27 protein-coding genes are annotated in these 25,348 nt (G+C 61.3%); 14 read left to right on the top strand and 13 right to left on the bottom strand.

What is annotated here, in order from left to right; translation table 11 throughout:
• Positions 1 to 97: 97 nt before the first annotated feature.
• The 6 genes from BSF40_RS01345 to BSF40_RS01315 all read right to left on the bottom strand — a co-directional run bounded on the left by BSF40_RS01345 (position 98) and on the right by BSF40_RS01315 (position 7,202).
• A complete protein-coding gene (locus BSF40_RS01345) occupies positions 98 to 1,510 on the bottom strand; it encodes an amino acid permease (protein ID WP_095963827.1) in 1,413 nt (470 codons plus the stop codon).
• A gap of 868 nt (positions 1,511 to 2,378) precedes the next feature.
• Entirely contained in the window at positions 2,379 to 3,599 is a 1,221-nt protein-coding gene (rluB, locus tag BSF40_RS01335) for a 23S rRNA pseudouridine(2605) synthase RluB (protein ID WP_095963825.1), read from the bottom strand.
• A gap of 294 nt (positions 3,600 to 3,893) precedes the next feature.
• Positions 3,894 to 4,865 (bottom strand): SMC-Scp complex subunit ScpB, encoded by a 972-nt coding sequence (scpB, locus tag BSF40_RS01330; RefSeq protein WP_095963824.1) that lies wholly within the window; start codon positions 4,863 to 4,865, stop codon positions 3,894 to 3,896.
• Positions 4,866 to 4,876: 11 nt separating this feature from the next.
• Positions 4,877 to 5,635: a ScpA family protein gene (locus tag BSF40_RS01325; RefSeq protein WP_172435665.1), complete on the bottom strand. Its 759-nt coding sequence runs from the start codon at positions 5,633 to 5,635 to the stop codon at positions 4,877 to 4,879.
• Between the two features lie 60 nt (positions 5,636 to 5,695).
• Positions 5,696 to 6,325, bottom strand: coding sequence for an L-threonylcarbamoyladenylate synthase (locus BSF40_RS01320; protein WP_041475076.1), 630 nt, complete (start codon positions 6,323 to 6,325; stop codon positions 5,696 to 5,698).
• A 13-nt stretch (positions 6,326 to 6,338) separates the two neighbouring features.
• Positions 6,339 to 7,202: a PHP domain-containing protein gene (locus BSF40_RS01315; protein ID WP_015096293.1), complete on the bottom strand. Its 864-nt coding sequence runs from the start codon at positions 7,200 to 7,202 to the stop codon at positions 6,339 to 6,341.
• 87 nt (positions 7,203 to 7,289) lie between these two features.
• Here BSF40_RS01315 and BSF40_RS01310 point away from each other — a divergent pair, with 87 nt between their 5' ends.
• The 6 genes from BSF40_RS01310 (at position 7,290) to BSF40_RS01285 (ending at position 11,615) form a co-directional block, all read left to right on the top strand.
• On the top strand, positions 7,290 to 7,886 hold the full coding sequence (locus BSF40_RS01310) for a septation protein A (protein ID WP_095963823.1): 597 nt from the start codon (positions 7,290 to 7,292) through the stop codon (positions 7,884 to 7,886).
• Between the two features lies 1 nt (position 7,887).
• Entirely contained in the window at positions 7,888 to 8,187 is a 300-nt protein-coding gene (locus BSF40_RS01305; protein ID WP_007975297.1) for a YciI family protein, read from the top strand.
• 111 nt (positions 8,188 to 8,298) lie between these two features.
• Complete coding sequence (locus BSF40_RS01300) at positions 8,299 to 8,712, top strand: translation initiation factor 2 (RefSeq protein WP_095963822.1); 414 nt, start codon at positions 8,299 to 8,301, stop codon at positions 8,710 to 8,712.
• A gap of 7 nt (positions 8,713 to 8,719) precedes the next feature.
• A complete protein-coding gene (locus BSF40_RS01295; protein WP_007975295.1) occupies positions 8,720 to 9,397 on the top strand; it encodes a response regulator transcription factor in 678 nt (225 codons plus the stop codon).
• A 249-nt stretch (positions 9,398 to 9,646) separates the two neighbouring features.
• Positions 9,647 to 10,096, top strand: a complete 450-nt coding sequence (locus BSF40_RS01290) for a Spy/CpxP family protein refolding chaperone (RefSeq protein ID WP_095963821.1) — start codon at positions 9,647 to 9,649, stop codon at positions 10,094 to 10,096.
• A 175-nt stretch (positions 10,097 to 10,271) separates the two neighbouring features.
• Positions 10,272 to 11,615 (top strand): HAMP domain-containing sensor histidine kinase, encoded by a 1,344-nt coding sequence (locus BSF40_RS01285; RefSeq protein ID WP_095963820.1) that lies wholly within the window; start codon positions 10,272 to 10,274, stop codon positions 11,613 to 11,615.
• A gap of 111 nt (positions 11,616 to 11,726) precedes the next feature.
• Here BSF40_RS01285 and BSF40_RS01280 read toward each other — a convergent pair whose 3' ends face one another.
• On the bottom strand, positions 11,727 to 12,293 hold the full coding sequence (locus BSF40_RS01280; protein WP_095963819.1) for an NAD(P)H nitroreductase: 567 nt from the start codon (positions 12,291 to 12,293) through the stop codon (positions 11,727 to 11,729).
• 121 nt (positions 12,294 to 12,414) lie between these two features.
• Between BSF40_RS01280 and BSF40_RS01275 the strand changes: the two genes are divergently transcribed.
• Positions 12,415 to 13,869 (top strand): TrkH family potassium uptake protein, encoded by a 1,455-nt coding sequence (locus tag BSF40_RS01275; RefSeq protein ID WP_095963818.1) that lies wholly within the window; start codon positions 12,415 to 12,417, stop codon positions 13,867 to 13,869.
• On the opposite strand, the gene BSF40_RS01270 is transcribed toward BSF40_RS01275, so the two are convergent.
• The gene (locus BSF40_RS01270; protein ID WP_095963817.1) at positions 13,826 to 14,887 is read right to left on the bottom strand and encodes an AraC family transcriptional regulator; all 1,062 of its coding nucleotides are present in this window, start codon (positions 14,885 to 14,887) and stop codon (positions 13,826 to 13,828) included. The two genes, BSF40_RS01275 and BSF40_RS01270, sit on opposite strands and share 44 nt — an antisense overlap.
• A 160-nt stretch (positions 14,888 to 15,047) precedes the next feature.
• Here BSF40_RS01270 and BSF40_RS01265 point away from each other — a divergent pair, with 160 nt between their 5' ends.
• Positions 15,048 to 15,359, top strand: coding sequence for a DUF962 domain-containing protein (locus BSF40_RS01265; RefSeq protein WP_007975287.1), 312 nt, complete (start codon positions 15,048 to 15,050; stop codon positions 15,357 to 15,359).
• 27 nt (positions 15,360 to 15,386) lie between these two features.
• A complete protein-coding gene (locus BSF40_RS01260; protein WP_095963816.1) occupies positions 15,387 to 15,977 on the top strand; it encodes an HD domain-containing protein in 591 nt (196 codons plus the stop codon).
• A gap of 138 nt (positions 15,978 to 16,115) precedes the next feature.
• Here BSF40_RS01260 and BSF40_RS01255 read toward each other — a convergent pair whose 3' ends face one another.
• Positions 16,116 to 16,931 (bottom strand): UDP-2,3-diacylglucosamine diphosphatase, encoded by an 816-nt coding sequence (locus BSF40_RS01255; protein ID WP_095963815.1) that lies wholly within the window; start codon positions 16,929 to 16,931, stop codon positions 16,116 to 16,118.
• Positions 16,932 to 17,065: 134 nt separating this feature from the next.
• Here BSF40_RS01255 and BSF40_RS01250 point away from each other — a divergent pair, with 134 nt between their 5' ends.
• Positions 17,066 to 17,830, top strand: coding sequence for an AraC family transcriptional regulator (locus tag BSF40_RS01250; protein WP_095963814.1), 765 nt, complete (start codon positions 17,066 to 17,068; stop codon positions 17,828 to 17,830).
• A gap of 71 nt (positions 17,831 to 17,901) precedes the next feature.
• The gene (locus BSF40_RS01245) at positions 17,902 to 18,795 is read left to right on the top strand and encodes a DMT family transporter (RefSeq protein ID WP_095963813.1); all 894 of its coding nucleotides are present in this window, start codon (positions 17,902 to 17,904) and stop codon (positions 18,793 to 18,795) included.
• On the opposite strand, the gene BSF40_RS01240 is transcribed toward BSF40_RS01245, so the two are convergent.
• The 4 genes from BSF40_RS01240 to recQ form a co-directional block, all read right to left on the bottom strand.
• Positions 18,789 to 19,076: a SelT/SelW/SelH family protein gene (locus BSF40_RS01240; protein WP_095963812.1), complete on the bottom strand. Its 288-nt coding sequence runs from the start codon at positions 19,074 to 19,076 to the stop codon at positions 18,789 to 18,791. The two genes, BSF40_RS01245 and BSF40_RS01240, sit on opposite strands and share 7 nt — an antisense overlap.
• Positions 19,077 to 19,109: 33 nt before the next feature.
• Complete coding sequence (locus tag BSF40_RS01235; RefSeq protein WP_095963811.1) at positions 19,110 to 20,360, bottom strand: FimV family protein; 1,251 nt, start codon at positions 20,358 to 20,360, stop codon at positions 19,110 to 19,112.
• Between the two features lie 127 nt (positions 20,361 to 20,487).
• Positions 20,488 to 20,922 carry a MarR family transcriptional regulator gene (locus tag BSF40_RS01230; protein ID WP_007975279.1) on the bottom strand — a complete coding sequence of 145 codons (435 nt, stop codon included), beginning with the start codon at positions 20,920 to 20,922 and terminating at the stop codon, positions 20,488 to 20,490.
• Positions 20,923 to 21,041: 119 nt separating this feature from the next.
• Complete coding sequence (gene recQ, locus BSF40_RS01225; protein ID WP_095963810.1) at positions 21,042 to 23,168, bottom strand: DNA helicase RecQ; 2,127 nt, start codon at positions 23,166 to 23,168, stop codon at positions 21,042 to 21,044.
• Positions 23,169 to 23,529: 361 nt separating this feature from the next.
• Between recQ and BSF40_RS01220 the strand changes: the two genes are divergently transcribed.
• The 3 genes from BSF40_RS01220 (at position 23,530) to lapG (ending at position 25,339) form a co-directional block, all read left to right on the top strand.
• Positions 23,530 to 24,117, top strand: coding sequence for a YecA family protein (locus BSF40_RS01220; RefSeq protein WP_007975277.1), 588 nt, complete (start codon positions 23,530 to 23,532; stop codon positions 24,115 to 24,117).
• A 10-nt stretch (positions 24,118 to 24,127) separates the two neighbouring features.
• Positions 24,128 to 24,523, top strand: a complete 396-nt coding sequence (locus tag BSF40_RS01215; protein WP_015096310.1) for a YbaN family protein — start codon at positions 24,128 to 24,130, stop codon at positions 24,521 to 24,523.
• A 108-nt stretch (positions 24,524 to 24,631) separates the two neighbouring features.
• Positions 24,632 to 25,339, top strand: a complete 708-nt coding sequence (gene lapG / locus BSF40_RS01210; RefSeq protein WP_095963809.1) for a cysteine protease LapG — start codon at positions 24,632 to 24,634, stop codon at positions 25,337 to 25,339.
• Positions 25,340 to 25,348 lie beyond the last annotated feature (9 nt).

Raw genomic sequence — 25,348 nt, 5'->3', positions numbered from 1 at the left:
CCGCATTCGCGAGCAAGCCCGCTCCCACCGGGGATTTGTGTGAAGCCTGAAAACAACAAACCCGGCGCATGGCCGGGTTTGTTGTTTTCGCGCGGAGTTACTTCACTGCCGCCTGCAACGCATGTTGTGCACTGCGCTTGTTCTTGATGCCGTAGCAGACCCACATGAACACGAGCCATACCGGAATCGCATACACCGATGTCTGGATCCCCGGAATCAACAGCATCACACCGAGAATGAACACCACGAACGCCAGGCAGATGTAGTTGCCGTACGGGTACCACAGGGCCTTGAACAGCGGCGTCTGTTTGGTTTTGTTCATGTGCTGGCGGAACTTGAAGTGCGAGTAGCTGATCATCGCCCAGTTGATCACCAGGGTGGCCACCACCAGCGACATCAGCAGTTCCAGCGCGCTGTGCGGAATCAGATAGTTCAGCAGCACCGCGATCAGGGTCACGGCGGCCGATGCCAGGATCGAACGCACGGGCACGCCACGTTTGTCGATCTTCGCCAGGCTTTTCGGCGCATCGCCCTGTTCGGCCATGCCCAGCAGCATGCGGCTGTTGCAGTAGGTGCCGCTGTTGTACACCGACAACGCCGCAGTCAGGACCACGAAATTGAGGATGTGCGCCGCGGTGTTGCTGCCCAGCATCGAGAACACTTGCACGAACGGGCTGCCGCTGTAGGAATCACCAGAGGCGTTCAGGGTGGTCAGCAAGCTGTCCCACGGGGTCAACGACAGCAGGATCACCAGGGCACCGATGTAGAAAATCAGGATCCGGTAGATCACCTGGTTGATCGCTTTCGGGATCACGGTTTTCGGCTTGTCGGCTTCTGCAGCGGTGAAGCCGAGCATTTCCAGGCCACCGAAGGAAAACATGATGAAAGCCATGGCCATCACCAGACCGCTGACACCGTTCGGGAAGAAACCACCGTGGGACCACAGGTTGCTCACCGCCGCTTGCGGGCCGCCATTGCCGCTGACCAGCAGGTAGCTGCCCAGGGCAATCATGCCGACGATCGCCACGACCTTGATGATCGCGAACCAGAACTCGGCCTCGCCAAACACTTTGACGTTGGCCAGGTTGATAACGTTGATCAGCACGAAGAAGCCCGCTGCGGAGACCCAGGTCGGGATGTCCGGCGCCCAGTAGTGGATGTACTTGCCGACCGCGGTCAGCTCCGACATGCCCACCAGGATGTACAGAATCCAGCAGTTCCAGCCCGACAGGAAACCGGCAAAGCCGCCCCAGTACTTGTGGGCGAAGTGGCTGAAGGAGCCAGCCACCGGATCTTCGACGATCATTTCGCCCAGTTGGCGCATGATCATGAAAGCAATGAAGCCGCAGATGGCATAGCCGAGGATCATCGACGGGCCGGCGGACTTGAGTACCCCGGCCGAGCCGAGGAACAGACCGGTACCGATCGCGCCACCTAAGGCAATCAATTGAATGTGGCGATTTTTCAGGCCGCGTTTCAGCTCGCCTGATTGCGGGTTTTGTCCACTCATGAAAAGGGTCTCACGCAAGGTTTGATGATGTTCAGTAGACGTTGCTGCTCAAGAAAGGCGTTAAGCGGCACCGATCAAACCCCAGCGCAGGCACCAGGAGTTCAGCGTATTTACAACGGTCATGCGTCACCTGTTTGTTTTTATCTGTGACGAAATCGAACCCGACACGCTCGTGACGCGGCGGAGTGAACAAGGCGGATAGCCTTGAGGGTTGCGCAAATGCGCAGGAGGTCACAGGTAAAACGCGGCGCATTGTACACCTGTAACCCCCTGCTGCCAGACCCGCTGGACAAGCGTGTCTATGGCCGGGATTGCCTGTGTCCGCCCCGGGAGGCCCGGGCGGCTGCAAAAAATGGGTCAGATCCTTGCGGATCATCGACGGGAAAGGCAGGAAAACCGCCTCTCGCAGAGAGATGGAGATGGAATACGGCGTTCATTGCGCCTCCTTTTTGTTATGCACCTGCACGACAGGCATGGCGCGCATAACACCCTGCATGGAGCGGTGAAACAAGCGGGCCAGAGGGCTGGAAGGCGCAAGGAAGGCGTTGATGCGTAAGCGTTTTCTTACGGCATCCCGGGAATGGCGAATTCACGGGGCTAATCGGTGAATTTTGTCAGGTTTTCTTTACAGGCCGTAACATCGGGTTTCCATTCGGGAGAGTGTGGTGTTGCCGCTGACGCCTTCGCGGGCAAGCCCGCTCCCACAGTGGATCGCATTTCTCCAGAACAACCCGGTCTCCTGTGGGAGCGGGCTTGCCCGCGAAGAGGCCCTCAAAAACGACACAGACTTAAAGCCAGCAAAAAAAAACGCCAACCCGAAGGTTGGCGTTTTTAACTTGTCGCTTGCAGCTTGAAGCTTACCGCTGCCTCACTCCGGCTTGCGACGACCAAAGCCCGGACGCTGACCGGAACCGGCCGGTGCGCCACGGCGCTTACCCGATGGCGTGTCACCGTCGACCAGCTTGATCCCCGGACGCTTCGGCGCCGGCTTGGCCGGGCGCTTGGTGTCGGCCGGGCGATCGGCTACCGGCGTACCACGGCCTTCGCCACGCTCGGTACGGCCATTGGCCGGACGTGGCGTACGTGGACCGCGTTCGCCGTCCTGGCGCGCAGCAGGCTTGCGCCCTGGACGCTCGCCTTCGATCTGCGGCTCGCGGCTGGCACGTGGAGCAACAGGAGCGGCAGCCCCCCCAGCGGCTGGACGCAGGGTACGCACACGCTCGGTCTTGGCCATCGGACGCGACGACTTGCGCTGCATACGGTCAAGCTTGTCTTTGCTCTTGGCATTCATCTGCGGCATCGCGACCGGTGTCAGGCCGACCTCGGCACTCAGAATGTCGACTTCGTACTGGCTCATTTCGCGCCAGCGGCCCATCGGCAGGTCGGAGTTGAGGAACACCGGACCGAAACGCACGCGCTTCAGGCGGCTGACCACCAGGCCCTGGGATTCCCACAGGCGACGAACTTCGCGGTTACGACCTTCCATGACCACGCAGTGGTACCAGTGGTTGAAACCTTCACCGCCTGGCGCCTGCTTGATGTCGGTGAACTTGGCCGGGCCATCTTCAAGGACAACACCCGCCTTCAGGCGCTCGATCATCTCGTCGTCGACTTCGCCACGCACACGCACCGCGTATTCACGGTCCATTTCGTAGGAAGGGTGCATCAAGCGGTTGGCCAGCTCACCGTCGGTGGTGAACATCAGCAGACCGGTGGTGTTGATGTCCAGGCGACCGATGTTGATCCAGCGACCCTCTTTAGGGCGCGGCATCTTGTCAAACACGGTCGGACGACCTTCCGGATCGACACGGGTGCAGATTTCGCCGTCGGGTTTGTTGTACATGATCACGCGGCGCACCGATTCGGCGGCCTCTTCACGCTTGATCACCTTGCCATCGATGGTGATGGCGTCGTGCATGTCGACGCGCTGACCAAGGGTGGCGTCTTTGCCGTTGACCTTGATGCGGCCGTGGCTGATCCAGGCTTCCACGTCACGGCGCGAGCCGACGCCGATACGGGCGAGGACTTTCTGCAGTTTTTCGCCTGCTGGGCCGATTGGCTGGTCGTCTTGCTGCTCTTTGATACTCATCTGGGCACCTCCCGGTGTGGTCTGAAATCTGGGTACTTTGGCGAAGGGATCGCCGAAGGGTCGCGAATCATACGCGCATGCGGGCGTTTGCGCATCACAGACTAGCTCATCAAGGCCAGGTTATTGGTTTTTGCGCCGAACGGTGATCCGCAGCCTTGCGGTGAACACATCCCCCTGTGGGAGCGGGCTTGCCCGCGAAGAGGGCGTGTCAGTCGGCATATTTATTGGCTGACCCACCGCATTCGCGGGCAAGCCCGCTCCCACAGGGGTCTTTAGTGATCGTAAAAGCTGCGGTCAATCTTCGAATTGGCGGCGCTCGGCCTCGATGGCTTCGGCCAGGGCCCGGGCTTCGGCCTCTTCGTCGGACAGCTCCGGCTCGGGCTTCGGTTGTTCGAGGGCAGCGACGGCAGCCAGGAGTTTTTCCCGGGCCTCGGCCACGCCGAGGATGTCGTCGTCCTGCTCCGGTTCAATGTCCGGCTCAGGCTCGATCCGGGCAACTTCAGGTTCAGGCTCGATGTCGGGCTGCTCCGAATCAAACTCAGTCACCGCGCCATCACGCAACAGATCATCGAAATCGGTCTTGATCCCCTCCTCCATGCTGTCGAGCTCCAGCAACAGCGTGTGGAAACTGGTTTCTTCCTTCGGTTCTTCCGGTTCCGCGCTGGCGTCGGCCAACTCCTGCAACCCGGCGGGTACGGGGGCGTCGTCGAAATCGAGCACCGGGTCCGGTTCCAGCTCGCGCAGCTCCGCCAAGGGTGGCAAATCGTCGAGGTTTTTCAGGTTGAAGTGATCGAGGAACGCCTTGGTGGTGGCGAACATCGCCGGTTTGCCGGGTACGTCGCGGTAGCCAACGATGCGGATCCACTCGCGCTCCATCAAGGTCTTGACGATGTTGCTGTTGACCGCCACCCCCCGCACGTCTTCGATTTCGCCGCGGGTGATCGGCTGGCGATAGGCGATCAGGGCCATGGTTTCGAGCATGGCGCGGGAGTAACGCTGCGGACGCTCCTCCCACAGACGCCCGACCCACGGCGCAAATTTCTCGCGAATTTGCAGGCGATACCCCGAGGCCACCTCCTTGAGTTCAAACGCGCGGCCATCGCAAGACTTGGCGAGCATCGTCAGGGCCTTCTTGAAGACCGGCGGTTCCGGGCGCTCGCCCTCCTCGAAGAGCTCGAACAGGCTTTCCAGGGATTGCGGCTTTCCCGAGGCCAACAGAAAGGCTTCAAGCAAGGGTGCCAGGTCACGGGGTTCAGTCAGGTTCATGTGTCGACTCGTTATTCGGCTCGGGCTCGCACGTGGATCGCGGCAAATGGCTCATTCTGCACCAGCTCGACCAGGGATTCCTTGACCAGTTCAAGGATCGCCATAAAGGTCACCACCACGCCAAGGCGCCCTTCTTCAGCGGTGAACAGCTCGACAAACGGCACGAAACCGCCGCCCTTGAGGCGCTCCAGCACATCGCTCATGCGCTCCCGGGTAGACAGCGCCTCGCGGCTGACCTGATGGCTTTCGAACATGTCACCACGGCGCAACACTTCGGCCATGGACAACAGCAACTCGGACAGGCGCACGTCCGGCAACAACTTGCGAGCCCGGGCCTCCGGGGCGTCCAGTTTGGGCACCACCACGTCGCGACCGACGCGGCTCAAGCCATCGATGCCTTCGGCGGCGGCCTTGAAACGCTCGTATTCCTGCAAGCGGCGGATCAGTTCGGCGCGCGGGTCGTCCTCTTCGTCTTCGATGGTTTCGGCCCGCGGCAGCAGCATCCGCGACTTGATCTCGGCCAGCATCGCGGCCATCACCAGGTACTCGGCGGCCAGTTCCAGGCGCACCGACTGCATCAACTCGACGTAGCCCATGTACTGGCGGGTGATTTCCGCCACCGGGATGTCGAGGATGTTGATGTTCTGTTTGCGGATCAGGTACAGCAGCAGGTCGAGGGGGCCTTCGAAGGCTTCGAGGAAGACCTCGAGGGCATCCGGCGGGATGTACAGGTCCAGCGGCATTTCCATGACCGCCTGGCCATAGACCATGGCGAAGGGCAGTTCCTGTTGGGCTCCGGCCTGACTGTCGACGGGTTCTACTGCGGACATCTAGGCCTCGACCATGAACGGCGCAGGGTCGCCGCAACCGACGCGGATGACTTCCGGTTCGCCGTCGGCGAGGCTGATCACGGTGGACGCCTTGATCCCGCCGAAACCGCCGTCGATGATCAGGTCGACCTGGTGCTCGAGCAACTGGCGCATCTCGTGCGGGTCGGTCAACGGATCTTCATCGCCGGGCATGATCAGGGTCACGCTCATCAACGGTTCGCCGAGCTGCTCCAGCAGTGCCAGGGCAATCGGGTGGCTCGGCACACGCAGGCCGATGGTGCGTTTCTTCGGGTGCAGCAACAGCCGCGGCACTTCGCGGGTGGCGTTGAGAATGAAGGTATAAGGCCCCGGAAGATGGGCCTTGAGAATGCGGAAAGTGCCGGTGTCGATCTTGGCAAACAGTCCCAGTTGCGACAAATCGCTGCAGATCAGCGCAAAATTGTGCTTTTCATCCAGCTGCCGCAGGCGCCGAACGCGCTCCACAGCTACCTTGTCGCCGATCTGGCAACCAATGGCGTAGGAAGAGTCTGTGGGATATATCACCACCCCGCCCTTGCGAATGATTTCGACCGCCTGTTTGATCAGGCGCGCTTGCGGGTTTTCCGGATGAATCTGGAAAAATTGACTCACATTCTCTACCTGTTCAGACGGCGGCAATAACTGGGTCATGTTTGAATCGACACCATAGCGGTGGCAGATCCTCCGGGAGCGGCCGGTATTCGCCGATCTCCGACCAGCCTCCGGGGCCATGAAAATCACTGCCGGCGCTGACCAGCAGACCGAACTCGCGGGCCAGAATGGCCAGGCTGCCCACTTGTTCGGCAGGCTGGTAACCATTGACCACTTCGATGGCGTGGCCCCCTGCTTGAATATAGTCGGCAATCAGGCGACGTCGCTTGCTTCGAGTGAATTCGTAGTGCCAGGGATGTGCCAGGCTGACCCAGGCCTTGGCCGCGCGCAGGGTTTCGACGGTTTCTTCCAGGGTCGGCCAGTGTTGCTTGACGTCGCCCAGCTTGCCGGCACCCAGCCACTTGCGGAACGCCTCGGCGCGATCCTTGACGAAACCTTCACGCACCATCCAGTCCGCAAAGTGCGGGCGGGCCGGCGCGTTACCGCTGTCGCCCAGCGCCTGCTGGATCTCCCGGGCGCCATCCAGCGCCCCCGGCATGCCTTTGAGCGCCAGTTTGCGGCTGATTTCCTCGGAGCGTAGCCAACGGCCATCATGCAATCTGGCGATGGCCTCGACCAGCGGCGCGGCGTTCACGTCAAAACCGTAGCCCAGCACATGAATGGTCGCGCCGCCCCAGGTGCAGGACAATTCGACGCCATTGACCAGTTGCATCCCCAGTGCGGCAGCCGCGTGCCGCGCCTCGTCGAGCCCTTCAAGGGTGTCGTGATCGGTCAAGGCCAGGACTCGCACGCCTTTCTCGAACGCCCGCGCCACCAGAACCGCAGGCGCCAGGGCGCCATCGGAGGCCGTGCTATGGCAGTGCAAATCAACATTCACAGGGCTTTGTAACCTCAATTCAGCTGGCGCTATCGCGCGCCCATATGTTTGTTATTATGCCGCCACATCCTGCTTCTGGCTGCCACTGTGAAACAATTCATCGATTTCATCCCGCTCCTGCTGTTTTTCATCGTCTTCAAAATCGATCCACGGGTCGTCGACATCGCCGGCCATGAACTCACTGTGGGCGGTATTTACAGCGCCACCGCGATGCTGATCGTCAGTTCCCTGGTGGTCTACGGCACACTGTTCATCAAACAGCGCAAGCTGGAGAAGAGCCAGTGGCTGACCCTGATCGCCTGCCTGGTCTTCGGCAGCCTGACCCTGGCCTTCCACAGCGAGACGTTCCTCAAGTGGAAAGCCCCGGTGGTCAACTGGCTGTTCGCCCTGGCGTTCATCGGCAGCCACTTCGTCGGTGACAGCCTGCTGATCAAACGCATCATGGGCCACGCGCTGACCTTGCCGGAGCCGGTCTGGACACGCCTGAACATCGCCTGGATCGCTTTCTTCCTGTTTTGCGGTGCCGCCAACCTGTTTGTCGCGTTCACCTTCCAGAGCTACTGGGTCGACTTCAAGGTCTTCGGCAGCCTGGGCATGACTTTGCTGTTCCTGATCGGCCAGGGCATTTACCTGTCCCGCCATCTGCACGATGCCGACACCACTACGCCAAAAACCGAGGACTGACATGCTTTACGCAATCATTGCCACAGACGTCGCCAACTCCCTGGAAGCCCGCCTGGCCGCACGGCCCGCGCACCTCGAACGCCTGCAAGTGCTCAAGGGCGAAGGTCGCATCGTATTGGCCGGCCCACACCCGGCCGTCGACAGCAATGATCCGGGCGCAGCGGGTTTCACCGGCAGCCTGATCGTCGCCGAGTTCGATTCCCTGGGCGCCGCCCAGGCCTGGGCCGACGCCGATCCGTACATTGCTGCCGGTGTCTACGCCAACGTTCTGGTCAAGCCGTTCAAGCAAGTCCTGCCGTAACAAATCCCCCACGCGATGAACCTTGTCGGTTCATCGCGTTCTCAATCGCTCATTATTCCTGTTTATCGGCCGACAACTTGCCCAATACCCGTATTGGAATCAGGAGTCGCGATGCGCAAGGGTCCGTTGTGTCTGATGTTGGTCACGTTGTCGATCGTGGCGCCCGCCCACGGTGAAGAATACGCCGAGGGTGGAAACTCGACGCCCCTTTCCTTGAGCGCCGGCAGCCAGATCACCGAGCTGCAGCAACGCTTGAAAGAAAGCGAACGGCAACGGGAAGAACTGAGCAAACAATTGCAAACTGGCGATGGCGAACGCGAAAGCCCGCTGCTGGCCCGGTTGCGCCAGGAGAACCAGCGCTTGAAGCTGCAACTCAAGGAAGCCCAGGCCAGCAGTCCGCTGCCGCGCCTGCTGACCGACCAGCAACAATGGTTTGTCATTGGCGCCGGGGTAGCGCTATTGGCGCTGCTGTGCGGTATCTTCGCCAGTGGAGCAAGTCGAAAACGTCGACAATGGCTAAATTGAGTGAGTCATGAGCGAGCTGTTACTGATTGATGATGACCAGGAGCTGTGTGAGCTCCTGAGCAGTTGGCTGAGCCAGGAAGGGTTTCAGGTACGCGCCTGTCACGACGGCCAGAGCGCGCGCCGTGCGCTGGCCGAAACCGCTCCGGCGGCCGTGGTACTGGATGTGATGTTGCCCGATGGCAGCGGCCTGGAACTGCTCAAGCAGTTGCGCAGCGATCACCCGGATTTGCCGGTGCTGATGCTCTCGGCCCGGGGCGAGCCCCTGGACCGTATTCTCGGCCTGGAACTTGGCGCCGACGATTACCTGGCCAAACCCTGCGACCCGCGAGAGTTGACCGCCCGCCTGCGCGCCGTCCTGCGCCGCAGCCACCCGGCAGCGGTGTCCAGCCAGCTGGAACTGGGCGACCTGTGTTTCAGCCCGGTGCGCGGCGTGGTCAGCATCGACGAGCAGGAGTTCACCCTCACCGTTTCCGAAAGCCGCCTGCTGGAAGCCCTGCTCAAGCAGCCCGGCGAACCCCTGGACAAACAGGAACTGGCGCAGATTGCCCTCGGCCGCAAGCTGACCCTGTACGACCGCAGCCTGGACATGCACGTCAGCAACCTGCGCAAGAAGATCGGTCCACACCCCGATGGCCGTCCGCGCATCGTGGCCCTGCGCAGCCGCGGCTACTACTACAGCCTCTGAAACCATGTGCCCCCTGTAGGAGCGAGCTCGCTCGCGATGGACGTGAACGATGACGCGCACTGTCTGACAAGAAGCGCCGACCTCGAAATCTTCGCGAGCAAGCTCGCTCCTGCAGTCATCTGAAGTTTTGTCAGGTCGGCGGGAAATCGTCTTTACCCAAGCTTTACCCTTCGCTGACCGCCGCTGACCTTGATCTGCGTAATCTGTACTCATCCGGAACGTACCGGGAACGAGACAAGGAGATTCACCATGCGCAAGACTCTTATCGCTCTGATGTTCGCGGCTGCCCTGCCGACCGTTGCCCTGGCCATGCCTGAAGGCACCGGCCCCATGGATGGGCCGATGGACGGTTCGCGCCACGGTGGTCAGATGCATGGCATGCACGGCAAAGGCCCGTACAGTCAACTGGACCTGAGCCGCGAACAGCGCGAGCAGATCCGCAAGATCATGGGCGAGCAGATGCACGAGCGTAAGCAACTGGTTGACAAGTACCTGGAGAAACTCTCGCCAGCCGACCAGAAAGCCATGAAAGATGAAATGGCCGCCAACCACAAGAAAGCCGAAGCTGACGTACGGGCACTGCTGAAACCGGATCAACAGAAGCAATTCGACGAGATCCAGAAGAAACAGGCTGAGCGTCGCGCCGAATGGACCGAGTTCAAGGCGTGGAAAGCGCAACAACCGCAAAAAGCGCAATAATGCGTTAACCCCGGACCCGACGGCTGAACACCGTTGGGTCTGATGCTTTTGACCCAATGTGGGAGCGGGCTTGCTCGCGAAGGCGGTTTGCCAGTTAAAGCATTTGTCGACTGGCACACCGCCTTCGCGAGCAAGCCCGCTCCCACACTGATCTGTGTTTGTTTGAGGATTTCCTGTGCGTTCATTGTTCTGGCGTATCCTGGCCAGCTTCTGGCTGGCCATCGCTCTGGTTGCAGGGCTTTCCATCCTGCTCGGGCACATGCTCAACCAGGACGCCTGGATTCTCAGCCGCCACCCGGGCCTCAACACGCTGGCCGAACAGTGGACGCAAACTTACGAAAGCCAGGGCGAAGACGCCGCCCAGGACATTCTCCAGCAACGCAAACGCCAGTATCACATCGACGTTCAGGTGCTTAACGAAAGCGGCGATCCGGTGGTGCGCGGCACCTTCCCCAGACGTGCGGCGGCCTTTGAGGCGCGCCAGAACAATGATGACCGGCGCCTGCCATGGCGGCGCCTGACCGATGAGTTCACCAGCGAAAAAACCGGTGACACCTTCCTGTTCATCTACCGCATCCCACACCCGGAACTGGACGCCTGGCACCGCGAGAGCCTGCTCTGGCCGCTCAGTGCCCTGGGAATCGCCCTGGTGGTGCTGACCTTGTTCAGCCTGCTGGTGACCTTTTCCATCACTCGCCCGCTCAGCCGTCTGCGCGGAGCGGTGCATGACCTGGGACAAACCACGTATCAACAGAACAGCCTGGTCAAGCTGGCCAACCGTCGCGATGAGTTTGGCGTCCTGGCCAATGACTTCAACCGCATGGGTGCGCGCCTGCAGAGTCTGATTGGCAGTCAGCGGCAACTGCTGCGCGATGTCTCCCACGAACTGCGCTCGCCTCTGGCCCGTCTGCGTATCGCGCTGGCGCTCGCCGAACGGGCCGGCCCACAGGAACGGGAACAGCTATGGCCGCGCCTGACCCGGGAATGCGACCGACTGGAAGCGCTGATCAGCGAAATCCTGGTACTGGCGCGGGTCGACTCCGATAACGCCAGTGCCGAAGAGGTGGACCTGAATGCCTTGCTCAACACCTTGCAGAAGGATGCTCAACTCGGTTCACCCGAGCAGCTCGTACACCTCGAAGCCGAGTCGCAACTGAATCTGAAGGGCTGGCCGACCATGATCGAACGGGCCGTGGACAATTTGCTGCGCAACGCCCAGCGTTTCAATCCGGTGGGTGGCCTGCCGATCGAAATGCAGGCACTGCGTCAGGGCGAGCGGATCGTCGTGACCGTGCGCGATCACGGGCCCGGGGTCAGTGCCGAATATTTGAGCCAGCTCGGTGAGCCGTTCTATCGGGCGCCGGGGCAGACCGCGGCCGGACACGGCCTGGGCCTGGCCATCGCCCGGCGAGCGGCGGAGCGCCATGGCGGCTGCCTGGTACTGGCCAATCACCCTGAAGGCGGGTTCATTGCCAGCCTGGAATTGCCGTTGGTGCCGGGGGCTGTCGTACAGCCCTGAAACCTGTGGGAGCGGGCTTGCTCGCGAAGAGGGAGTGTCAATCGACATCAAAATTGACTGATCCACCGCTTTCGCGAGCAAGCCCGCTCCCACATTTTTGCCCGGAGGTGCTCAGGCCTTGCCCGGCCAGGCGCTGACGAACTCGGCCAGGTCCACCTTCTCGGCCACTCGCGGTTCTTTCTGCGGCGTGCCCAGGTAAAGGAAAGCAATCACCTCTTCCCCTTCCGCCAACCCCAGCCCCTTGGCCACATGCGGCGAGTACGCCAGGTCACCGGTACGCCACACCGCGCCAATGCCCTGCGCATAGGCCGCCAGCAAGATCCCATGGGCCGCACAGCCCGCCGCCAGCAACTGCTCGGACTTCGGATACTTGACGTGATCCTGCAACCGCGCAATCACCACCACCACCAACGGCGCCCGCAGCGGATTATTGCGGGCCTTGTCGATGGCCGCTTCGCTGACTTCGCCGTCCTGCAATTTCGCCGCTTCGACCAGCAGCTCGCCCAATTGCTCACGTGCCGTGCCCTCTACCGTCAGGAAGCGCCAAGGCTGCAAGTGACCGTGATCCGGGGCGCGCATGGCGGCACCGAACAGCACCTCGCGCTGCTCGGCAGTGGGTGCAGGGTCAATCAGTCGCGGAACGGAAACACGGTTGAGCAAAGCGTCGAGAGCCTGCATCGGCCACCTCCTGAAAAATTTGTGCGGCTATTCTAGCTGTAACTGCCGCAGCAGTGCCGGTTTACATGCCCTGCCTCACAGGTAGAATGGCGCCCTTTCCTCTATCAGCCGAGCGGACCTCATGGCGTTGCCGACCTTACGGATCATTGGTTTCATCATCGGCATCTTCCTGATCACGCTGGCGATCTCCATGGTCATCCCCATGGCCACGCTGGTCATTTTCGACCGCACCAGCGATCTGCCGTCGTTCCTCTGGGCCAGCATGATCACCTTTATCGCCGGTTTGGCGCTGGTGATTCCGGGGCGCCCCGAGCACGTACACCTGCGCCCCCGGGACATGTACCTGCTGACCGTCAGCAGTTGGCTGGTGGTGTGTATCTTCGCCGCGCTGCCGTTCCTGCTGACCCAACACATCAGCTACACCGACTCGTTCTTCGAAAGCATGTCCGGGATCACCGCCACTGGCGCAACCGTACTCAGCGGCCTGGACACCATGTCCCCCGGCATCCTGATGTGGCGCTCGTTGCTGCACTGGCTCGGCGGCATCGGCTTCATCGGCATGGCGGTGGCGATTCTGCCGCTGCTGCGCATCGGCGGCATGCGGCTGTTCCAGACCGAATCGTCGGACCGCTCGGAAAAAGTCATGCCCCGCTCGCACATGGTGGCGCGCCTGATCGTGGCGACCTACGTCGGCATTACCATTATCGGCAGCCTGGCGTTCTGGTGGGCGGGGATGAGCCTGTTCGACGCGATCAACCACGCGATGTCGGCGATTTCCACCGGCGGTTTCTCCACCTCCGACCAGTCTTTGGCCAAGTGGCCGGAGCCTGCGGTGCATTGGGTCGCGATCGTCGTCATGATTCTCGGTGCCCTGCCGTTCACCCTGTATGTCGCTACGTTGCGGGGTAACCGTCGGGCGCTGATCAAGGATGAACAGGTTCAAGGCCTGCTCGGCATGCTGCTGGTGACCTGGCTGGTACTCGGCACCTGGTATTGGTGGACGACCCAGCTGCATTGGCTGGAGGCGTTGCGCCATGTGGCGCTGAACGTGACGTCGGTAGTGACCACCACCGGTTTTGCACTGGGGGACTACAGCCTCTGGGGTAATTTCTCGCTGATGCTGTTCTTCTATCTGGGGTTTGTCGGCGGTTGCTCCGGCTCGACCGCGGGCGGTATCAAGATTTTCCGCTTCCAGGTGGCCTATATCCTGCTCAAGGCCAACCTTAACCAGCTGATTCACCCGCGCGCGGTGATCAAGCAGAAGTACAACGGTCACCGCCTCGACGAAGAAATCGTGCGTTCGATCCTGACCTTTTCGTTCTTCTTTGCGATCACCATCTGCGTGATTGCGCTGCTGCTGTCACTGCTCGGCGTGGACTGGATGACCGCCCTCACCGGCGCGGCCAGTACCGTGTCCGGTGTCGGCCCGGGGCTCGGTGAGACCATCGGCCCGGCCGGTAACTTCGCGACCCTGCCGGATGCCGCCAAGTGGATTCTGTCGTTCGGCATGCTGCTCGGCCGACTGGAGATCATCACTGTGTTTGTGCTGTGTATTCCGGCATTTTGGCGTCATTGACCGCTTCAGGTGCCTGCATCAGCCGCATCCGGTACTCGCCGGGTGTGGCATCGAACCAGCGGCGGAAGGCACGGAAGAAGTTGCTCGGATCGGCGAACCCCAGCAAGTAAGCGATTTCCAGCAAGGTCATGTTCGGTTGCGCCAGGTACTGCTCGGCCAGTTCGCGCCGGGTATCGTCCAGCAGCGCCTGAAAACTCGTGCCCTCTTCCTGCAAGCGCCGTTGCAGGGTGCGCTGGGAAAGGTGCAGCGTCTGCGCCACGGTGTCGCGCTTGGGCTCGCCCTGGGGCAACAGGCGGCACAACACCTGCCTTGCCTTGTGCGTCACGCGGCTTTCGGAAAAGCGCGCCAGGTACTCGCCGGCAAAGCGGTCATGCAGCAACGCCATGGCTTCGTTGGCCGTCGGCAGCGGCGCTTCCATGTCCGCACGCTCGAATATCAGCGCATCGTAAGGCGCGTTGAACTCCAGCGGTGCATGGAAGGCTTGTTTATAGGGTTCCGGATTGGCCGGCTCGGCGCCTTGCAGCAACACTTTGCGTGGTTGCAACGTACGCCCGGTCAACCAGCTGCACAGCGCCAGCGCGCAGGCCAGTGAAGCTTCGGCGCTCTGCCGGGTCGGCGGCAGATGGTCGCCATGCACCGTCAGAATCAGCGCATAGCCTTCATCCAGCAGTTGGAAACTCAGGTCGGCACTTTCGGCGATGATCCGCTGATAGCGCACCAGACGCTGAAAGCCTTCGGCCAGTGTCTGGCTGGACATCAAGGCGTAACCGGTCACATGAAACTGCGCCGGTCGCACCACCTTGCCCATGTTCAGGCCGATGGCCGGGTTGCCGGACAGTTCGACCGCGCGTTGCCACAGCCGTGTCATGGAATCTTGCGGGAAGCGCGCATCCGGATCATCCAGTGCCGCGTAGTCGAGCCCCAGCTGCTTGAACAGAACCCGGCAATCCAGGCCGTCCATCTCCAGCGCTTTGACAATCCCCATCGCCCAGCTTGCAGAAGTCGTTCGTTCGCTCATGGCGTTTTCTTACATGGTGAGCCGCATGCGACGGCTATTGACCGAAGGATATTAAAGTGGCGCCTATTGTCACTGCCTGATGCCAATGATCACTCTAGACTCAAATAAGCTACCCGCAGAACAACTTGCAGTCAGAACAATAACCACAGAGATCGCAGTCGTGGAAAACATCAAGCGCTTCAACAGCTTTGCTGAGTTTTACCCTTACTACCTCAGCGAGCACAGCAACAGTACCTGCCGCCGATTACATTTTATCGGCACGACGCTGGTTATCTTGATACTGGCGCTAACCGTTGGTCGCGGAGCCTGGATGCTGTTGTGGGCCCTGCCTGTGGCGGGCTACAGCTTTGCCTGGGTCGGGCATTTCTTCTTCGAGAAGAACCGCCCGGCAACCTTCCAACACCCCTTCTACAGCCTGCTCGGCGATTTTGTCATGTACCGGGACATGGTGCTGGGGCGCGTTCCGTTCTAGAGAACATCCGTCACAAGAGAGTTGCCTATGAATGCCAATGCCCGCTTCACCCACATGAAGGACGGCACGCAGGAAGACTGGGCGATCATCGCCGCGGACTTCAGTGCCTACGCGCGACAATTGCCGACAAGGATCGTGGCGCACCTGAAGTTACTGGAGGGGGATTTTGGCGGGTTCCCGGTGGATCGCCTGACCCACTCCCTGCAAACCGCCACCCGCGCCTTTCGCGATGGTCGCGACGAGGAATACGTGGTCTGCGCCCTGCTCCATGACATCGGCGACACTTTGGGTTCATACAACCACCCGGACATCGCCGCAGCAATCCTCAAGCCGTTCGTCAGCGCCGAGAACCTGTGGATGGTGGAAAAGCACGGGATTTTCCAGGGCTACTACTTCTTTCATCACCTGGGCATGGATCGGCATCTGCGCGAGCAGTTCCAGGACCATCCGCAGTACCAGGCGACCGTAGAGTTCTGTGCCAAATACGATGCGGCGGCGTTTGATCCAGCGTATGACACGCTGCCATTGAGCTTCTTCGAGCCGATGATGGAGCGGTTGTTTGCCAGTCCGAGGAACTCGATCTACAAGACGGCGATGGAAGAGCACGCGCCGGCCTGACAGGACCGCTGCGCGGTCCATTCGCGGGCAAGCCCGCTCCCACAGGGTTATCTGGCGACCACAAGTTTTGTGCTCACCTTCGCCCACTGTGGGAGCGGGCTTGCCCGCGAAGAGGCCAGTACAAACACCAAATGACTGTCAGGCCAACTCGGCAACTTTCGTCGCCTTCATCTGCGCCTCCCGCGCCTGGGCATCCGCCAACCGGTACAGCTCGATCGAACCATCCCAATGCTCGATCAGCGCCGTGCACGACTCTACCCAGTCACCGCAATTGAGATAATCCACCTCGCCTACCTTGCGAATCTCGGCATGGTGAATGTGCCCGCACACCACGCCGTGCAGCTCGCGCTTCACGCATTCATGGGCGATGGCTTCTTCGAAGTCGCTGATGAAGCTGACCGCGGTTTTCACCTTGTGCTTGAGGTAGGCCGACAGCGACCAGTAGCCGTAGCCATATCGCGCGCGCCAATGATTGAGCCAGCGGTTGAGGGTCAGGGTGAATTCGTAGGCCGAATCGCCGAGAAAGGCCAGCCAGCGATGGTACCGGGTGATCACATCGAACTGGTCGCCATGGATCACCAGCAGATGCCGGCCGTCGGCGGTGACGTGCACGGCTTCGTCCACCAACTGGATATTGCCCAGGATCAGCTTCGAATAGCGGCGCAGGAACTCATCGTGGTTGCCGGTGACGTAGATCACCTCGGTGCCACGTTTGCTCATGGTCAGCAGGCGACGGATCACGTTGGTGTGCGCCTGCGGCCAGTACATGCCGCCGCGCAGTTTCCAGCCGTCGATGATATCGCCGACCAGGTAGATTCTGTCCGCGTGATAGCCCTTGAGAAACTGCGACAGGTGTTCAGCCTGGCAATCCCGGGTGCCCAAATGCACGTCGGAAATCCATAGCGTCCGTACGCGTTGCTTACGGGTGGGTTTGGCGAGCTCGGCGCTGGTCATGGGCAACCCTCTGGCAAGTTTTGCCAAGTCTGCCGTGACCCGGTTAATGGTCCATGACAGCGTCAAGTCAGTCCTGTGACAACGCTTGTTGGCCCGCTCGGTGTAGACTGACGCCCTGAACCGGGAGACCCGCGATGAGACCGATCCTCACGCTGCGCCAATACAGCCACGACCTGATCGTCCACAGCCACGACCACGCGCAACTGGTGTTCGGGCTTTCGGGCGCCCTGGATTTCGAGGTTGACGGCCGTGGCAGCCAGGTGGTCCAGCAGAGTTTCGTGGTGGTGCCCTGCGGCGCGCATCACGCGTGTGGCAGCGTCAATGGCAGCCGCTGCCTGGTGCTGGATGTGCCCGGCGAACAATGGGTTTCGCAGTCGTTGGGCGATCACGCCGAGTCCAGCCGACGCTTGCTCGACAACGCCGGCCGCCTGCCCCTGGACGCGGGACAAAGCCAATTGGTCAGCTGGCTGGCGAACAGTCCGGTCGAGGATCCGCTGATCGCACAACAAGGTGCGGTGCTGTTGCTGGCCAGCCTCAACAACGCCACGCCCGACGCTGTCGGCGGTCGGCGCCTGCCCTATGCCGCGCTAAATGCACACATCGACCAGTACGCGGCGTACCCGTTGCAAGTGGCCGACCTGGCCCGGGTGGCCGGCCTCTCCAGTGCCCGTTTGCATGCACGGTTCGTGGCTGAATGCGGGCAGACGCCGATGGACTACATCCGCAGCCGACGTCTGCACATCGCGGTGGGCATGCTGCGCAACTCGGCGTTGCCCATCGGCGAGATTGCCAGCCGCGTCGGCTACAGCTCCCAGAGTGCCTTCGCGGCGGCGGTGCTGCGCGAATTCGGGGCATCGCCCGGAAAACTGCGACGCGAGGCTGGCGACAAAAAACGCTAGTCTGCCGACAGACTTGACGGGCCATTACGCGCTTCAATGAGGCCTCTGTTCGTTTGTCATCAAGGATTGCAATGACTCCCCGTACCGCACTTGGCGCCTTGCATATCGGCGCATTGATGTTCGGCCTGACCGCCGTGTTCGGCAAACTGGCTGCCGCATCACCGGCGATCATCGTGTTCGGCCGTGCCGCTTTTGCCGTGCTCGCGCTAGCGTTTTTTGCACGGTTCGCCAGCCAGACGCGCTGGCACAAACTCGAGGCCGTGGACTGGCGTCGGCTGCTGCTCGGCGGCTTGTTGCTCGCCGGGCACTGGGTGAGTTTCTTCATTGCGGTGAAAGTCGCAGGCGTGGCGATTGCAACGCTCGGCTTCGCCAGTTTCCCGGCCTTTACCGTGATCCTTGAAGGGTTGATCTTCCGCGAGCGCATTCGCGCCAATGAGATTGTGCTGGTGCTGCTGGTGAGTGTCGGGCTGGTGCTGGTCACGCCTGATTTTGACCTGGCCAGCGGCGCCACCACTGGCCTGCTGTGGGCCGTGGGTTCCGGGCTGTTGTTCGCCCTGTTGTCGCTGACCAACCGTGCCGGCTCCGGGCGCGTCCCGCCCGTGCAGGCCGCGCTGTGCCAGAACGTGGTGGTTGCCCTGTGCCTGCTGCCCGTGGCGGCGCCTCAATTGAGCGAAGTACGCGCCCTCGACTGGCTGTGGATCGGCCTGCTCGGTGTGTTCTGTACCGGTGTCGCCCACAGTCTGTTCGTCGCCAGCCTGGCGGTGATCAAGGCACGCACCGCCGCCGTGGTGTTCGCCCTGGAGCCGGTCTACGGCATCACCGTCGCCTGGCTGCTGTTCAACGAAAACCCGACCCTGCGCATGTTGCTGGGAGGTGCCTTGATCATTGTGGCAATCGTGGTGTCCAGCAGGCTCTCAAGCAGTTCGAGCAAGAAAGCCGTTACCGCCGAGGCGGCGTCTCACTGAGTGCGGTCGTTGTGCCCCAGGTCGCGGTCCGGGTCGATCTGGTCGCGGACCCGCTGCTTGAGCACTTTGGCTTCCGGGAAGCCACCGTCCGCCTTGCGCTCCCAGATCTGCACGGCGTCACAGAACACATGAAAGACCCCGCCAGTGCCCGGCACCAGGGAGACTTTGCCCAGGTCGTCACCAAAGGTGCTGAGCAGTTCCTGGGCCAGCCAGGCCGCACGCAGCAGCCACTGGCATTGCGTGCAATAGGTGATGACGATTTCCGGTTTGTGGGCAGTCATGATGGGACGCAACTCCAGAGTTTGACGAGGCCGCTATGATAGCCCGGCCGGTGACTGTCGAGTCGGCTGATCAGGTTGTGCCTCTAACCCGAACGCAGGCTCGATCATGGCCAGAGCCCCCGGCTGCCTGGTCTCGTCCAGGTTGATCACGTCCCAACTCGACGCCATGGACAGCTCCTCCAGGTTGAGCCGGTACTCATCGTCAATGACGGATTCGCCGGGTATCGCCAAACCCGGAGCCGCCACGGCAGCAGCGACCGGGATGGTGTGACGGTTATCGACCCACTCAAGTTCATCATTGGCTGGCACCCCGTCGCGCTGCGCAGTGGGCGATTGCGTGACGGGCGGCCAGATCACTGGCTCGGTAAAAAACTCAGCCGACGGCTCATGCGGCGACGGCAGAGCCTCTGAATCCGTGGCCTGATGCTGCTGGTGCCGACGACGTACAAACCAGCCCAGCGCCAGCAACCCCATCAACGCCGACACACCGGCAATCTGCAACCAGCCAACCCCGGGGGGGTCAGCAATGACGGGGGCCGGTGCCACTGCATCAGAAACCATGGGTTGCGCCTTTACCTTCTTGAGTTCAGCCAGTTGGGTTTGCAGCTCGGCCAACTGCTGTTTCTGGCCGTCGATCAGCTCATCCTGGCTTTGCAGCTTCGCATTGAGTTCATCGACTGTGGATTGAAGCTGGTGGTTTTGCAGGGTGCTGGCAGCCAGTTGTTCGACAGCGGGATCAACCATGGAGACGTCAGTTGCTGGCGTCGTCCTTGCCACGGGTGGCGGCGTTTCGACCGGTTGAACCCTGGGGAATGCAGACGCCGGGGAACGGGAAACCGGTTCATCGGTGGCGGCAACAATGCCTGGCGACCCCGGTGGATCGATCAGCACCGTGTACTCGCGCAATAACCGGGCGTTGGGCTGATTGAGCTGCACAAGGAAATTCAGGAAGGGTTCACTGACCGGTTTGCTGGATGTCACCTGGATCACGCTGCGCTTGCCGCGCAGGACCGGAGTGAATGTCAGATTGTCGAGGAAAAAGACCCGGTCGACCCCGGCACGGCTGAACTCGTCTGCCGATGCCAGGCCCACCGACAGCTCGCCCTCCTCCAGGCCAGCCGCATCCAACAGGGCGATATCGGCACGCAGCGGTTGATTCAGCGCCGAATGCAGGGTGATTTCACCCAGGCCCAGCGCCGGAGCCCATGCCGAGTAAGTGACCGCCGCCCCAGCCAGCAACCCCTGTGAACAACCGCGCAAAACCAACCGCCAACACTTGAGCATGAGCATCCTTGAGATCTACAAAAATTACCCGTACGCGTTCGTACATCCGTTACGAACACGATATCGCCGAGTAGTTCTTATAGTCTGCGCAATGCGGTCTCTCAAAAGCCTGGCAGTCGGTTATGCCTCAGGATTTTTCAAGGTTGCCCAGGATATGGCCGTGAACCCGCATGCACACCTTCAAATCCGCCTCATCGACGCCTTCGAACAGTTCGTGACGCAGTTGCGTGGCAATGGTTTCAATTTGTTCGATCAGGGGAAGCGCCGGGGCGCAGAGCACGATTTTCTTCGCCCGACGGTCTTCCAGCACAGCCTGGCGTTGCACCAGCCCCTGGCTTTCCAGACTGTCGAGCAAACGGGCCAGGGTCGGGCCTTCGACGCCAACGCTTTGTGCCAGCTCCCGCTGGGTCGGAGCTTCTTCGAAACGGGCCAGGTGCAGCAGCACCAGCCAGCGCGCCTGGGACAAGCCCATGCCCGCCAGACGGCGGTCCAGTTCGGCACGCCAGCCACGGGACATCTGGGCCAATTGCATGCCAAAGCGGTGTTGATCGGTTAACGGCATAAAACACTCATGATTAGACTGAAATAAATAAAAACTAATTATTAGTCAGCTAAGCATGAGCCTCGATCCGAGGCAAGGCTTGATCTGTACTGAATCGTTACATCAGCACTACCGATGTCTCAAATCTCGAATTCCGACTGCAAGGCAGCGCGAACACAGTACAAAACCCCTTCCGGTACCCGGCCCGCGAACAGCGCGGCGATCTCGGAAACCGGCGGCAATTCGCCTTCGCCGTCGAGGAAGGCGTCCTGGACTTCACCCATCAGGTCTTCAGGCAGATCCAGCGCCTGCTCCAGCGACAACTGCTGCTTGCCGATCGCTTCGGCCAGCATGGTGTAGACGTTCTTTTCCGAGCACTGCAACTGACCGGCGATCTGCACCGGTGTCATACCCGCCCGCGCCAGCGTGATCAGTTCGTGACGTACGTCGGCCACCGGTTTCGGCGCCTCGACCTGGCCGCCAAGTACTTCGAGGAAGGCCTCGCCGTAACGCTCCAGCTTGCGCGCGCCGACGCCGCTGACAGTGGCCATTTGCGCCAGCGAGGTCGGCTGGCTGCGCAGCATTTCCAGCAAGGTCGAGTCGGGAAAGATGACATACGGCGGCACACCATGTTCTTCGGCGAGCTTGCGCCGCAGGGCGCGCAAGGCTTCCCATTGTTCGCGCTCCTCGCCACGGACCAGTTGGCTCGCCTGGCTTTTGCTGCTTTTCGCCACGGTTTGCGCCTTGAGGTCGCGGCGCAACTCCAGGGTCACCTCGCCTTTGAGCAGCGGCCGGCAACTGTCGCTCAGACGCAGGCCACCGTAGCCTTCGAGGTCGATGTCGGCCAGACCACGGGCCACCAGTTGGCGGAACAACGAGCGCCACTCGCCCTCTGTCATCGCCTTGCCAACACCAAACACCGAAAGATGCTGATGGCCGAAGTTTCGGACCTTTTCGTTGTCCTTGCCCAGCAATACATCCACCAGGTGTCCGACGCCGTAGCGTTGACCGGTGCGGTAGATCGCCGACAGCGCCTGACGCGCCGGCTCGGTGGCATCCCAGGTCTGCACGCCGTCGACGCAGTTGTCGCAATGACCGCAAGGCTGGGGCATGTCCTCGTCGAAGTAGGCCAGCAGCGTTTGCCGACGGCAGCGGGTTTCTTCACACAAGGAAAGCATGGCGTCGAGCTTGTGCTGCTCCAGGCGTTTGTGGCGCTCGTCGCCTTCGGAGTTCTGCAGCATCTGCTTGAGCATCACCACGTCCTGCAGACCGTAGGCCATCCAGGCGTCTGCCGGCAGGCCGTCACGGCCACCACGACCGGTTTCCTGGTAGTAGGCCTCCAGGGATTTCGGCAAATCGAGGTGCGCGACAAAACGCACGTTGGGCTTGTCGATGCCCATGCCGAACGCCACGGTGGCGACCATGATCAGGCCTTCCTCATTGAGGAAGCGCTTCTGATGGTAGGCCCGCAGATCGTTGGGCAGGCCGGCGTGGTACGGCAGCGCCGGAAAGCCCTGTTCGCTGAGGAACGCGGCGACTTCCTCGACTTTCTTGCGCGACAGGCAATACACGATGCCCGCATCGCTGCGGCGCTCGGCGAGGAACGCCAGCAACTGCTTGCGCGGCTGCTCCTTGGGCACGATGCGATAAAAGATGTTCGGTCGGTCGAAGCTCGAGAGGAAGCGCTCGGCGTCTTGCAGGTGCAGCCGGGTGACGATTTCTTCCCGGGTGCGCTTGTCGGCCGTGGCGGTCAGGGCAATGCGCGGCACGTCGGGGAACATTTCCGCCAACTGGCCCAGCTGCAGGTATTCCGGACGGAAGTCGTGGCCCCATTGCGACACGCAGTGGGCTTCGTCAATGGCGAACAGGGAAATGTTCAATCCCTGCAGAAATGACAGCATGCGCGGCTGGACCAGACGCTCCGGCGCCAGATAGAGCATTTTCACTTCACCGCGGCGGATGCGGGCGGCGAGGTCGCGCTGCTGCTCGGCGCTGAGGGTGGAGTTCAACGCGGCGGCGGCCACGCCCAGCTCTTCGAGGGTGGCGACCTGGTCGTCCATCAGGGCGATCAGCGGCGAGACCACCACGGCCAGGCCTTCGCGCAGCAACGCCGGGACCTGGAAACACAATGACTTGCCGCCACCGGTAGGCATCAGGACCAGGGCATCGCCACCGCTGGCCACGCGCTCAATGATTGCACCCTGGCGGCCACGGAAACTGTCGTAGCCGAAGATGTCCTTGAGGACGCGTTGAGCCTGTTCGAGCATAGAAACTCCAAAAATCACCGAAACATCCCTGCAAGGCTGGTTCAGAACCCGCGACGCTGCACCGACAAATCGTAAGTGCGCATTGCATGACGCTTCACATTTCAGCCGTGAAGCCAGCAGGGCATCACAAAACGCGCGAGTATACCCGAGCCCCGTCCGGCAAAGGGCACCGCTGATAAGACACGCAATACAATCTGTGGGAGCGGGCTTGCTCGCGAAAGCGGCTTCAAATTCAACATTTACGTTGGCTGACCCACCGCTTTCGCGAGCAAGCCCGCTCCCACATTTGCCGTGCGGCTGGCCCAAGCGCTCAAGAAGGCCTAGAATTCCCGCATCGAACATTCCCCAAGGTAGTCCTTTAATGTCCTTCGCTGAGCAACTAACCCGCCTGCAAGTCTTCCTCGACGCTGATGAACTGCATGACGAGGCGCTGGACTACGTGGCCGCCCACGGCTACCTCACTGCGCTGTCGATCTGTTCCGAAGTGGTCCCGGACCGTGAATGGATCGACGCACTGTTCGCCGAAGAGCCGCATTACAGTGGCGAAGCCCAGCGCGAAGAGATCGAAGCCACGCTGATCGGCCTCAAGGCCCACATCGCCCGCCAACTGGCCTCCGATGAGGAGTTCGAGTTGCCGTGCGACCTGGACCTGGGCGACGACCCGGACGATTCCGAACTGCGCGGCTGGTGCATCGGTTTCATGGAGGGCGTGTTCCTGCGCGAAGAAGCCTGGTTTGAAACCGCCGAAGACGAAGTCAGCGAAATGCTGCTGCCGATCATGGTCGGTTCGGGCCTGTTCGACGAGCAACCGGAATTCTCCGACATTGCCGCCGACGCCAACCTGATGGACGACATGATCGTGCAGATCCCGGAAGCCCTGACTGCGCTGTACCTGCTGTGCAACGCACCAGACGAAAAACCGGCGATTCTCAAACCCCGTCACCACTAAGGTTTTGCCTATGGACAACCCCATAGGCAACCGCCCCCTGATGTTGCGCTACGTACTGCTGGCCATCGGCTGGCTGAGCGTAGCGTTGGGGGTCATCGGGATTTTCCTGCCGGTATTGCCCACCACCCCCTTCCTGCTGCTGGCGGCCGCCTGCTTTGCCCGCAGTTCGCCGCGTTTCTATCAATGGCTGGTTAAACATCCGCGGCTTGGTCCGTGGATTCGCGATTACCTCGACGGCAACGGCATTCCGCTCAAGAGCAAGGTCTACGCCATCGGCCTGATGTGGGCGAGCATCCTGTTGTCCTGTTATCTGGTGCCGCTGCCTTGGGCACGGGGGTTCATGCTGACCAGTGCGGTGCTCGTGACAATCTACATCCTCAGGCAAAAAACCCTGCGCAAGACTTGAAACCCAAGCGCTCGCATCTGCCCTATTTTGCTTTGCAGGCCGACGACCTGCCCTCCCCCTGCAGAATCTCCACCTAAACTCCACGAACCTACACTCGAGCAGCCAGACATGGCCCGCAGTCTGCGTAGTCCAGGATGGCCAGCGCTCCGACTTCGGCTCGGCGTCTGGTTGCTGCTGGCCGGTTTACTGCTGACCGTTTTCAACGGCGTCCGGGCCGACTGGGATTTTGCGCAGATCCTGCAAACCGTGGAAAAACGCTACGGCCCGCCGGGACCGGCACGCAACCGGATCGAGGCGTGGAGTCAGATGCTGCAAAGTGCACGCGGCGCGCCCGAACGTGAGCAGCTCAACGCGGTGAACCGCTTCTTCAATCAGCAGTTGAATTTCCAGGACGACACGCGCATCTGGCAACAGACCGATTACTGGGCCACGCCCGTCGAAGCCCTGATCAAGGGTGCCGCCGATTGCGAGGACTACGCGCTGGCGAAGTATTTCAGCCTGCGCCGGCTCGGTTTTCCCAGCGAAAAACTACGCATCACCTACGTCAAGGCCCTGAGCCAGAACCAGGCGCACATGGTGCTGACGTTCTACAGCGCCCCCACGGCCGATCCACTGGTGCTGGACAACCTGATCGGCGATATCCGCCCCGCATCCCAACGCAAAGACTTGCTGCCGGTGTACGCCTTCAACGCCGAAGGCCTGTACCTGCCGGGCAAGAACGGCGGCCAACGCAGCAGCGACTCGAAAAAGCTGTCGCGCTGGCAGGACGTGTTGAAAAAGATGCAGAGTGAAGGGTTCGACATCGGCGACGGCTAACCGCCATGG

Source organism: Pseudomonas sp. ACN5 (assembly GCF_002303975.1).
Classification (GTDB): Bacteria; Pseudomonadota; Gammaproteobacteria; order Pseudomonadales; family Pseudomonadaceae; genus Aquipseudomonas; species Aquipseudomonas laurylsulfatiphila.
Note: the sequence above shows the minus strand (reverse complement) of the source record. Positions and strands in the feature narration are given on the sequence as shown.